Raw genomic sequence first — 11637 nt, 5'->3', positions numbered from 1 at the left:
TTAAACGCCATCAGGATGGCCTCCGCTGCGCTGTGATTCCTGGCATAGAGCATCATCTCTGCCAGTTCTTCCGCTTTGAGTGCTCCGCTTACTGATCCTCTCTTGGCTGCCATACCTTTGGCCTGGTATTCATTGGCCAGTCTTTCAATTCTCTCTGTCATGTCGTCGTCCTCCTATTTTCAACGTGTAGACATTGCTGCTGCTATGTTGGTTAGCTGTCTGATCTGCGCTGGATCCATGGCTGCTATCAGGCTTTCCAGCTTGCTCTGATCATCTGATTTATCAATACCGTGATAAAGGTCATATAGTTTGTCTGCAATAACAGCATCCTGTTTTTCATGTGCAACATGCACATAGATTTCTGTGGTAGCTGGATTGCTGTGCCTCATGTACTGCTGCGTTTCATAGATGTTGCCTGTCAGCTCCATGACATTAGTGCCTGCGGTATGTCTGAGGCTGTGAGCGGTGAGTCTTGCTGAATCATAGCCAGCCTGCTGCATGGCTTTTTTCAACATCTTGCCGACGGTTTCCGGTGCAATCCGTCGGCCCTGGCTGCGGTTGCCTGTAGACACAAACAGCGGCGTTGTGGCCGTCAGGGTGTCGGATCTGCTGTCCTGGTAATCCTTAATGGCAGCATATACTTCGCTTGCCAGTGCCTTGCGCTGGTCTGCTTCGGTGTGGCCCTTGCCCTGGATGTAAAGCCAGGCCTGGCCGTTGACAACCTCAATGTCCCCGCAGTTGAGGCGCGACAATTCGCAATCCCTGAGGCCGCAGTTTACTGCCAGCTCATACATGGCCTGCAGGCGTTTGCCCTGTTCTGATGCCCTCTGGATGCGCCCTGCGGTGTCCTTCTTACTATCGGCAGCATGGATCTGTTTACGCATTGCGGATGCCTTGATGCTTCTTTCAATCTTGTAAACGTCGGCAGGCTTGAGCGCGTCTTTCTTGTGCATGACTGATACCTTCGGCCCATGGATCCGCTCTGCAATGTTGGGATAGATGCCCTCTGCATTCGCCCAGGAAAAGAATGCTTTCACTGTCTGCAGATAACTGGCAATGGTGGCAGGCTTGCAGCTAACTGTGATGCGGCTGCCATGAGCATCCGCTCTGTAATGCCATCCGTCTGCTGCGTCGTACTCAATGCCATCATGCTCTGAGGCAAGCCAGTCACGCCATGCAATCACATCCTGGCGCGTCGGCTGCGTGATGCCCTTAAAGGACAACCAGGCTGCAAACTGGCGCAGATTGTTCAGATATGTGGCAGTTGTCCGCTCCCCTCTGTCGATGTACGACACAAAGCGGCTGCACATGTCTGCTGTCAGGGGTGTGCTGCTGGTAGGTAATGATTCGGTTCTTTCTGTAATGTTGTTCGTCGTGTTCATGATGTTTGCCATCCTTCCAGTACATTATACACCATAGAGAACAATAACAACACATAACATTTATACAACATTTAACGTTTAATAAATCTCTTGTGCAACATATCCATGTTGCATCATGATCGGCAAGGCTCTGGTTTGAATCGGCAAAGACAATCACCTGTTAAACATGAAAAAATCGGCTTATATTGCCTCATGACGGCTGCAAAAACATCAAAAAAAGCGGTTTTGCCCGCCTTTTCTGGTTATAAGTTGTATTTCTTGATTGGCTTCACGCCTCTGATCCGGTTCACGGTTCGCAGCGCATACCAGTCCATGATCTTCATCTGGTTGGTGTATCGGATCAAAAAGTCATCAGTGAATGACACAATGCTCTTATCAAAAGAGAAGCCATTAGAGAAGGTGATGCTGTCTACCAGGTAGCATCTGCCTGGCTCTGGCTGGAATGCTTCTATCATTCTGCCTCCCTGATGCTGCCGGTTATCTCTGCATCAATTCCCGCTGGATCTGCTTGCCGTGTCGTGTCTTCCATTCTCTTGCTCCTCGTCGTCTATGCTCTCAATAGCTGCTATAACCTTCTGCAGTTCGTTGGATCTGCTGCGCAGTTGGCATACATAATTTGCCCTGGCTTTCCGTGTTGTGGCCAGATAATAGCCAGGTCTATGCGGATCCTGTGATGCGGCTATCGGTGCTCCACCAATGCGCTCCCTCTGGATCTCTTGTGTAACAGTGCGGATATCAATGCGCAGCATCCTGGCAAGTTCCCTGCCTGTGACGAGTGTGCCGCCCTCTGGATAAAGCAGCTCTGCAATCATGCTGCCGGATCCTTTCCAGCGGGTTCCGATGATGCCGCTGCCATCTGATCCGCTTTTTTCTGCCAGTAACGTGCCATGTATTCCTGGCGTTTCTCTTTGTTGGCTGCGTACCACTGCCGCCGGTAGGATCTTCTTTCCTCAATGTGGGCAGCATACCATTTGCGCTGTGATTCTCGTCTTGCTGCCTTTGCTTCTGCTGTCATTTCTGCCATGTCGTGCCTCCTCTCTAACAGGTGTTTATGGCTAGTTTGCACATGAGATTTACAACAAACAGATTATTTCTAGATGGTTTCGTGTTCGTCGTATTCTCTCTCTGTATATTATACCATATACACAATAGAATTATGAGGATAAATAAACATAATAGAATACATGCGTGCATAGTGTTTCTGCAGTACATTGATATGCTGATGCCATCAGGGAGTTACTGATTGTCTGGCAGCATCCTCAAAGGTAGCAATTCACGACTTTACATGAGTAACGCCATATAAGCTCATTTCAGCCATTTCCAGGCACTTCATACAATTCTGGCTTAGTTCTTCATGACTGGCATAGATCGGCCTGTAGTGGCTCCTATTGGCCTCTGGTGGCGTTCTGGCTCCACTTCACGCCTGCCATGAATGATTAGCAAGGCAAACCAGCTGCCGATGATGCCTTATAGATGCCATCAAGGGTGGTCATAGATCTGCAATCCCTGGCCGATTCATGCGGGGGTAGGCAATCAACATGCTCTTTTCTGAGCGGGTTGCCCTGGATCTGCTGGAAAATGCTTCACGCGCGATTTAGACGTTTTGTCTATACCCCTCAACGCCCGCTAGGCCCTTTTGGTTTCCTGTTTCCCTTTTGGGTGGGGGTCTGGATCTGTCGATGCCTCTGCCATCATGATCTGGTATTACTCTGTAACGTTTCGTTATTGAGCTGCGCAGCATGATTGCCCTTTGCGTGAAGGATCTGCATCTGCAAGATCTGATTCAGTAATCAGATTGTCACGGTGACAATCTGATTTTCTGTCACCGCCGTCTCCTCCCTGCTTCGTCCGCGCTTCGGTTGCCAATTTTCCGGAGTTCGTCCGGAGTTCAAACACCATGATTTTCCTTTGCACTTCCTTTGATCGTTTACAGGCTTTCGGTCAAAAATGTCCGTTAGGTCAACATGTCCTGTCAGTACATAACATGTTCTGCCAGAACAGGATGGACATGGATGCCCTGGATCAGGGCGGCCCTGGGCGCAAAGTCTTTCACACCCTGGCATGGGAGTCGCGTTCTGCCACTCCCTTACATGTGAAGGCAGGCATCAGAACCGCACGGTGCGGTTCTGAAAACTCAGGCCACTCCCTTACATGTGAGGGCAGGCAGAAATGTCTTGTCCGTCCGCCGTTGGTTATTATGCTGCGGGGTGTCTGCCATCAGGGTGGCGGGGTAGATCTTCCTGGCTTTCGCTCATATTTGAGCAAAACATTTCCGTCGTGGATTGCGACGCAATCACCCCTCTGGCCTCATTTCAGCCATTTCTGGCCATGTCTTGCAGTCTCTTGATATTTAATGCCATCTTTGGCAGATATGTCTGTATTCACTTAAAAATGGCATTGTAGCGCGTTCTCATTTTGGGTAGGTGGTCTACAAATGTAGAGAGCGGAAAATGTTACCCCTGGTCATCGGTCGCCCCATCCATTGGCTGTGATCGGATAAAGGGGGCCATCACCGGCTTAGAAACTGGCTCTCACATAAATTTCAGTGCCCAACCGGTATCAGATCCGCGCAGCAGCATCCGCTTCATGGGTGGGGTATGCCGTAGCACAAATTGCTTTGGAAGTGCATTTTGCACTTCTAAATTTGATGACCTCTTTCCTGAGCTTCCCTCTCTGATTCCTTCGATACGTTCCAGCGCACAGCACAATCCTGTAAACACAAAGCAGCACACTGTATACACACATGTGTCTGATCTGTAGCACAATGTGGCCAGTGTGTGCCATCCGCATGGCTATTGGTTTTTCCTGGAATTAAACCGGACATAGTTCCGGTTGTACACGCTGGAAATGTGCTACATTTCTCCTTAACCTGCTTTGATGGTAGATCTCTCTGCGCTTGTGGCCATCCGTGTAGCACAAACAAAAAAGGCAGCTAGTGTGCTGCCTGTGAAAGTCATGCCTCCTCGTAATAGTTAAACAGTTTGTAATAGTTGAAACTGCATTCCGTGAATGCTTCGCCATTTCTGTTTTTCAGAATGACGAGCTTGATCTCTCTAGGATTTTTCCGCTTCTCCTCTTTCTCGTTATAGCTGCCATCTCCGCCTGATCTGAATTGCAAGCCTATCAAGATATCGCTGGAGTATTCAATGGCTCCACTCTCTTTGAAGTCTGTCATAGTAACAGCTCCCTTGTTGCTGCTGCTTGATTTATAGCTGTCACGATTGAAAGATGATATGCAAATAACAGGTGTCTTGAAGTCGCGGCTGATCCGCTTTAACTCCAGCACTGCCTTGTCAGTGTTCTGTTTATCCGTGGCTTTCACATTGTCCGGTGCTAGGATCTGCAGATAGTCCACTATCACAACAGGCTTGTTTCCGGTAGCTTGCACATGCTTCTCAACCTGGCTGCGGATCTGCTTTACTCCAATGTCGCCCATGCCCTCAATGATGAAGATATGATCTGCATAGCTCTTGTACTGCTGGTATGCCTGCTGGATCAGCTTTTTCTCGTACATATTGTATTTGCCATATCTTGCGCCGTCGGTGATGCCTCTGGCGGTCTTGGCATTGCTGCTGTCCGTCTTATCCTTTAGGGTCTGCATGAAGGTCAAGCGGCTGATGCTCTTTGCCATCAGTTCGCTGCGCGCCATCTCCAGGGAAAAAATCAATACATCATGGCCAGCTTGTGCAAGCTGATCCCCTAGCTGCAGGCACAAGGTTGTTTTTCCTAGAGAAGATATTGCTCCGATTGTATACAGTCCTTCATACAGTCCACCATCAAGGATGGTATCAAGATTGTAAAAGCCAGTGCTGATGGCAGGCGTATTGACTGATGCCGCAATGCCTCCCAAAAATTCCGGCAGATGCGCAGCAGCACTATTGAGCATGTACTCTTTTCGCCTGCCCTCTGTCTGGATCGTTTCAAAATCTTGCTGGATTTCCTGGCGCAGTCCTTCGGCATTGGTGATCAATGCTTCATTAGCATCTTTACAGATGCCGTATGGATTGTAATGGCAGCATGTATAGCCTGCCTGCAGCAGCATCTTCTCCAGCTCTTTCCCTGCACTCTTGCCTACAGGGTCATTATCCAGGGCAATCACATAGCTGTTTTTCTTTGCGCTGTTTCTTAGATCATCATTGTTTCCAGCTAACTCCAGGTAGTTTATAAACATTGTTCCGTTGGCTGTGCTGCCTAGTGCTATTGCCTGCCCTCCGGCCTGTAAGATGGACAGGGCGTCCAGTTGGCCCTCAACTATCCAGATCGGTTTCTGAGATGGATAGAATGCTATTTCAGCATGGAATAAGTGGTCAGCTCCCTTTTTTCGATATCTGTTTTTATGTGTGGCTTCGCTGTCAATGTTTCTGCAAATGTAGCTCTCTGATGATGTGGGTATTACCAGGACGCGCCATACTGCTGCAGATTGCTGGCCATTGTCCTCTGTATTCTGCGTATAGAATGCTGGAAAGTAACCTAGATGGTACTGCCTGGCAATCTCCATGCTGATGCCTCTTTCTGCCAGATAACCGGATATCTGATCCAGATTGCTTTCTGCTGCCTTGATCTCTCCGGTGAGGTCTGGCCCATGCTGTTCTGGTTGCGGCTTGGCTGGTCTGATCGGCGCAGCATTCTTGCTCTCGTCAATCGTAATGCCATACATCTGGTATGCCTTTGTGAATGCTTCGGCCTGGCTGCAATGTTCATCAAGTGCAATCAGATCAAAAATGTCATAGCTTGCTCCGCATGAGAAACAATGCACTCTGTTGTGCTTGCGGTCTAGGCTCATTGATGGGTGTCTGTCGTCGTGCTCTGGATTTAGGCAAGTGAAGGGTTTGCGGGTATTGATTCCCTTTTGCTGCAAATAATCCTCCAGGTACTGCTTGACTGTTTCCTTGGCTTGTTCTCTGTTCATCGTTATGCCTCTCTTCTTTGTGATGGAAACATGATAGCAAGGGCGTTTTCCTGTAAGGAAAAAACGCCCCTATACTAGGAATACTAGGAATACTAGATTTTTTGACCCCTCAAAAACCCTTTATTTAAGCCACTTTTTTTTTGCCTTCCGGACAGTGCCACTACCCCTGGCGGACAGTGCCACTACCCCTGGCGGACAGTGTGACTACCCCCCTTTTTTTTGTACAGTAAGCCAAAAACCCGCATGAATACTGCATTTTAGCCGGACAGTGCCACTACCCTTTTTTACCAGAAAAAAACAGGTCATTTCTGGCCTGCATTTTCTTCTTTCTTCTTAGCTTTGGCTGCTTCCTTTCTCCGCTTTTTCTTCCTGGCAGTGCTGATCTGTTCTTTCTTTTTCATGACTGCTTCGGCATTGTCAACAGGGTTGTGCATGACATAACAGATCTGCGCGTCACGGTATTGTTCATAGCTCGTGAAGGTGGCTTCTTCATCCGTTAAGGGTTCTCCCTTGACCTTGCAGTAATACCAGTCGTCAATCACCTCTTGGCGGCGCAATATCTCCAGGGATTCCTCCAGCGGATCCTTGATCCTTTCTTCCCATTTCCGGCTGATATCTTCTTTTCCGGCAGTCTTTAGCTCCTCATAGCTTGGCAGATCGGTATTTTGCAATACGGTTTCTACCTTCAAATGATCGGCAGTCTGATAGACGATATTCGTTACCATGTAGGCATGCTGCGCAAACAGGTTGCCGATTCTATAGGCGTTTGGATTCCTGGATGATATGGAAAGCAGGGCAATGGGAAAATAGGTAAGCGGGCAGCTATTGAAATACTGAGCAAGCGCATCTGTAATGTGTACCTTGATCAGTCCATTCTCAATACCTTTGCCATCAATGATCCGGTAGTCATGATAGTCTTTTGTCTTGCTGCCGTTTCTGCATTCCGTCCATGACACTGATGAATTAAACAGTGTTTCCAGATCGTCATTGATTGATGCCCTGGCAAACTTCCTAGCATTTTTCAGACGGTTCTTTTCTTTGGCTTTGTCAGCATTGTCTTGTTTAACCGTTGAAGGATAAACCTGCTGCATGTACCAGTCCAGCGGGATCTCTATGGCCTTATTCTGGCCGCGTTCCTTGCCGCTCTGAGCGGTGTATAGTGCCTGAGATACCTTTAGGATCTTATCGGCATTAACAGCCTGCTGCCTGGCATTTCTGCTATTTCCAATGCGAAAAATCCATTTACCATCTTTCCGCTGATAGCGTGTTACCTCGTGCATCATGTCTGCGGTGGTCATTGGCAGCATGTCCTTGTCTGATAAATAGGAAAACTGATCCGTGGCCATGCCGTGAAGTACGGGAAGATTGCTCCCCTTTTCCAGTAAAGCAGCCAGGGCAGTGGATCTCTTTAGATCTTCATCTCTGGCTGCCATTTTCCTGGCAGCAGCAATCACTCTGCCTAGTTCGGTAGATGGATCCTCCGCAGCTTCTGCTGGCTCAAGTGGGGCATAGTCGCCCATGATGGACAAGAAGTCGCGGCCATTGTATTCTGGCTTTTTCAGTTCCTTTTCGATGTACGGCTGCAGCTCTCTTGCCTCTGCTTCAAAGGCTTGCTCTGCTGCCATCCTGCGGATGGTTTCCGGTGCTGTCAGCTCTTTAAGCACTTTCTGAAACTGCTTTGATAATGCCGCAAGTTGCTCCCGCAGCATTTTCAACTCCTCACCTGTCGGCTCTGCTGCTTCTCTCAATGGTTCAAAGTCTGCCAGTGCTACAAAACTTCTGCTGATGGTGTCTGCAGCAATCTTAGCCACTCCATTCGGATCCGCCATTTTGTTGGTAAGCCTGGTAAATGATCCCTGTGATACTGAGGTGAAGTATGCTGCCTTTGCTTTTTCCAGCGGCATGGATGCCAGGTCTGTTACTTCAAACTTGCTGAATTTCCTGATATCTGTTTTTTCCTGGTCTGTCAGTGATTCCAGCAGCAGCTTCTTCTGATCCGTGGACATGCCCTCCCATTCCTGCAGGCTCATGTGATACAGCCTGTAAGATGCGCTGTCTTTGTCCACATTTTCCGAAAACATGATATTATCTAGGTGTTCGTCGTCAGGTGTTGCGGTAGTCGTGGCCGCAGCACCGTTTTTATTTTCCCTGGCGTTCACCTGGTCTGCATTGTCCATCTGTGAAAGTTCATGTGCATTGTGTGTCTTGTGTTCGTCGTTCATCTGTTACTCCTCAAAACTTCATGCTCCTCTGTTCCTTCTGGATCTGAGAATAGAGTTCCTTGTTTCTGCCAATGTTAGCAGCAATTATATCATTAACAACCTGTGTCATACTGCGGCCAGTGCCTTTAGCCATGACTTTGATGTATTCATAATTTTCCGGCAAAAATGCCATATTGATGCGCTGCAGATGCACTCCCTTGCGGCCGCTTGTCAGGTTCAGCTTTTTCAGCATATCCGCTTCATCCTCTGTATAAGTCCGGCGTTCCTTTCTGGTCGCAGCATCCTGGCTGCCATCAGGGGCAGCAGTAGCTTCATCAAGCGTATTGTAAACAGGTTCGGTATTGATGTTCTTAAAGTCTTTCATGGCCGTTTAGTGTCCTTTCATCAAAATAATTTCTTGCTCAGTTCCAGATAGTCAGCAGCGGCTTTATTCCGTGGCGCATACTGAAACAGATTCTTCTGCAAAGCAGCAGCCTCTTGTACCACAACGCTCTTATGGATCCGTGCCAGAACCGGCAGGCCCATCCTGGCGGCCTCTGCAGATATGGCAGCGTCCATCTGCTTAACAATGGCGGATCTGCCATCATACATGGTGAATACGATGCCAGCTATTTCCAGTGATGGGAAATGCCTGGCGGTGTCGATGATCTGGTAAAGGCTCTGCAGTCCGTATATGTCTGCCTGCAGGGGAATAACCAGGCTGTCAGCGGCCTGTAAAGCGTTGTATTGCAGCTCGCCCTGCAGCGGCGGTGTGTCGATGATACATAGATCATACTGGCCGGAAACGGTCTGTAATGCCCTCTGCAGGCGGTGTGCTGATCCCTTGGAGGATGTTACTGCTGCCAGATTCCGGCTTGCGGGTATCACATCAATGTCTATGCTCGTCATTTGCGTTACCTCTGCCGGATCCTTACCGGTCAGCAGATCATAGCTGCTGCCGTTGGATCCTCTGGTTGAGGCATCCAGGGCAAAGCTGAGATTGGCCTGCGGGTCTAGATCAATCGCAAGCACTCTCTTTGATCTCACTGCTGCTGCCTGAGCTAATGCTGCGGCAGTCGTGCTCTTGCCAGTGCCGCCTTTATTGATGGCTATGGCTATTGTTTTCATGTCGTGATTCTCTTTTCTCTTTGGTTTTTTCTAATTCCAATAATGTTTATTGGCTGGAAAAGGAATTTCACTTAGCCAGCCCGTCATATAACTGATGATGTAATTTCATGTGGCAGTCATGACATAGATAAATCAGGTTGTAATAGTCATTTGTGCTTCCTCCGGTGGTGCTGATTTCGGCACATCCGCATGCTTGCCATCTCCATTTCAGCAGGAACATCACGGGCACACGCTGCAGCTAGTATTTTCCCTGCCAATAAAGGCAAAGACCTTAGTCATAATTCTGACAAAGGCTTCTGCACTCTTTTTGAACCTTCGCCAGACTAGCAAGGACGGCCCTCCGCTGAATTCGGCGCAGGGTTTTCCCTTGTTCCTCCCGTTCCGCAGAATTCTGCGTATCGGTGTTCTGCTTTAGAGTTGATTTCTTTCTCTGCTCTGCTTTGATGGATTCAATCCGCTGTAAAGGGGGTGTCACAAACCGTTACCCCCTTTTTTCGCCGGATCAGTTCGTAAAGAAACGAATATATAACCGCTGGGCCAGCTTATTAGCCACCCGCTCATAGTCCGCAGCACTCATGCTTTCAAACTCCGCGGATGTATAGCCCATGGCGGCCAGTTCCTCATCAATGGCAGCTCTGTTATGCTTGATAATATCAGCAGCAAATAGCTGCCATGCCTTTTCTGTTGGCTGAAGTTCGATGCCTTCAGCGTTCTTGATCTTTTCCATTTCCTTTTCCCCTGTGCAGCTTTCTTGCGGCCTTCTTCGCCTTCTTCTGGTGTCTCACGCCTAGCCGGTAGCCAATTGAGATGCCATATTCAAGGCTGATCCATGCCGTATTGTATGCAATGTCCATATAAGAACATGCCTGTTGCGTCCTCTGTGCGGTTCTGATCGCCTCCTGTCTTGCGGCGGCAATGACGTTGTGCAAGTCAGACGCATATATTGCCCCCCCATTGGTGGCTTTACAGATTTTTTCATAATTTGTCAGCTCGTTTTCTGCTGTTCTGTTCATCGTTCTTTTCTTTCTCTCTTTCTTTCTGGCTCTAATATCGTGGTTTGCGATGCTTGGCGGGCTGGTTCGTGTCCGCTCTGTTTCAATTACCCTGTGCCGGGTGCTTTCGTGCTTTTCATTGTGTCCCTCCCTTGGTCTTTTGTCCCGTTGACGGTGAACGATTCGTTCACCGTTCTATCTTTTAAGTCTCTGCATTACGCCTGCGGCCACTCGCAATCATTCGATTGCTCATACAATGGCCGCCCTGGATCTTCCAAAAGTTAGTAGTGATCTTTTTGCGCTTCGCTGCATTCATTGGTTTCTACACTTGCTGATTTCTAAATGCGATTTCCTCCCATTTCATCAGCTTTTCATGGGGACAAAACTTTACTATATTTGAGCTAACAAAATTTTTTCAAAAATAGTTAACTTTTTGCCATTTTTTATGATGCGAAAAATCTTAACTATTTCTTCCATCAATGCCATTTCACTGAAAAAAATAGTAAAGGTTACGCAAAGTAGTAGATGGCCTGCACAAAGGCGGCTCTGTGTTCCTCGTCGATGTGTGAGAACAGTGCTTTCACTGCATAATCGTCTGGATCTTCACCATCTGGGACAGTGTACCCAAACAGGTTGAATGCCAGGCGCATGGTGGCCAGGCTGCCAGTTGTCTGCCAGGGTGCATGAAGTGAGTCCATCTGCAGCTCCCCGCCCTGGATGATCTCTGCAGCATGTTCTCTGCATGTCTGATCAATGCCCAGCAGATAGATCAATGCTGCCCAGTCATCATTACGATGTGCCAGCAGGGAGTATTTGCTGCAAAAATCCCTCTGAGCATCCGTTACAAAGTCCGGCCTGTTATTAGCCATTGGAGTGCCTCCCTGCCATATAACCGGCATTAAACGCCATCAGGATGGCCTCCGCTGCGCTGTGATTCCTGGCATAGAGCATCATCTCTGCCAGTTCTTCCGCTTTGAGTGCTCCGCTTACTGATCCTCTCTTGGCTGCCATACCTTTGGCCTGGT

At 48.5% G+C, this 11637-nt stretch carries 11 protein-coding genes; all 11 read right to left on the bottom strand.

The window, feature by feature from the left end; all coding sequences use genetic code 11:
• Positions 1 to 179: 179 nt before the first annotated feature.
• The 11 genes from MOZ60_RS10705 to MOZ60_RS10655 all read right to left on the bottom strand — a co-directional run bounded on the left by MOZ60_RS10705 (position 180) and on the right by MOZ60_RS10655 (position 11481).
• The gene (locus tag MOZ60_RS10705; protein WP_370596673.1) at positions 180 to 1382 is read right to left on the bottom strand and encodes a tyrosine-type recombinase/integrase; all 1203 of its coding nucleotides are present in this window, start codon (positions 1380 to 1382) and stop codon (positions 180 to 182) included.
• A gap of 242 nt (positions 1383 to 1624) precedes the next feature.
• Positions 1625 to 1837 (bottom strand): hypothetical protein, encoded by a 213-nt coding sequence (locus MOZ60_RS10700; RefSeq protein ID WP_370596672.1) that lies wholly within the window; start codon positions 1835 to 1837, stop codon positions 1625 to 1627.
• A 33-nt stretch (positions 1838 to 1870) separates the two neighbouring features.
• Entirely contained in the window at positions 1871 to 2194 is a 324-nt protein-coding gene (locus tag MOZ60_RS10695; RefSeq protein ID WP_370596671.1) for a hypothetical protein, read from the bottom strand.
• Entirely contained in the window at positions 2191 to 2406 is a 216-nt protein-coding gene (locus MOZ60_RS10690; RefSeq protein WP_370596670.1) for a hypothetical protein, read from the bottom strand. The genes MOZ60_RS10695 and MOZ60_RS10690 overlap by 4 nt, the downstream gene beginning before the upstream one ends.
• Positions 2407 to 4335: 1929 nt before the next feature.
• A complete protein-coding gene (locus tag MOZ60_RS10685) occupies positions 4336 to 6291 on the bottom strand; it encodes a DnaB-like helicase C-terminal domain-containing protein (protein ID WP_370596669.1) in 1956 nt (651 codons plus the stop codon).
• A 302-nt stretch (positions 6292 to 6593) separates the two neighbouring features.
• On the bottom strand, positions 6594 to 8513 hold the full coding sequence (locus tag MOZ60_RS10680; RefSeq protein ID WP_370596668.1) for a hypothetical protein: 1920 nt from the start codon (positions 8511 to 8513) through the stop codon (positions 6594 to 6596).
• Positions 8514 to 8523: 10 nt separating this feature from the next.
• Complete coding sequence (locus tag MOZ60_RS10675) at positions 8524 to 8877, bottom strand: hypothetical protein (RefSeq protein ID WP_370596667.1); 354 nt, start codon at positions 8875 to 8877, stop codon at positions 8524 to 8526.
• A 20-nt stretch (positions 8878 to 8897) separates the two neighbouring features.
• On the bottom strand, positions 8898 to 9620 hold the full coding sequence (locus MOZ60_RS10670; RefSeq protein ID WP_370596666.1) for a ParA family protein: 723 nt from the start codon (positions 9618 to 9620) through the stop codon (positions 8898 to 8900).
• A 502-nt stretch (positions 9621 to 10122) separates the two neighbouring features.
• A complete protein-coding gene (locus tag MOZ60_RS10665; RefSeq protein ID WP_370596665.1) occupies positions 10123 to 10347 on the bottom strand; it encodes a hypothetical protein in 225 nt (74 codons plus the stop codon).
• Positions 10325 to 10633 (bottom strand): hypothetical protein, encoded by a 309-nt coding sequence (locus MOZ60_RS10660; RefSeq protein WP_370596664.1) that lies wholly within the window; start codon positions 10631 to 10633, stop codon positions 10325 to 10327. Before MOZ60_RS10660 ends, MOZ60_RS10665 begins: the two co-directional genes overlap by 23 nt.
• A gap of 488 nt (positions 10634 to 11121) precedes the next feature.
• Complete coding sequence (locus MOZ60_RS10655) at positions 11122 to 11481, bottom strand: DUF6075 family protein (protein WP_370596663.1); 360 nt, start codon at positions 11479 to 11481, stop codon at positions 11122 to 11124.
• Positions 11482 to 11637 lie beyond the last annotated feature (156 nt).

The sequence above is a fragment of the Grylomicrobium aquisgranense genome (assembly GCF_033971865.1).
GTDB lineage: Bacteria > Bacillota_I > Bacilli_A > Erysipelotrichales > Erysipelotrichaceae > Bulleidia > Bulleidia massiliensis.
This window is presented reverse-complemented; position numbering and strand designations above follow the sequence as displayed.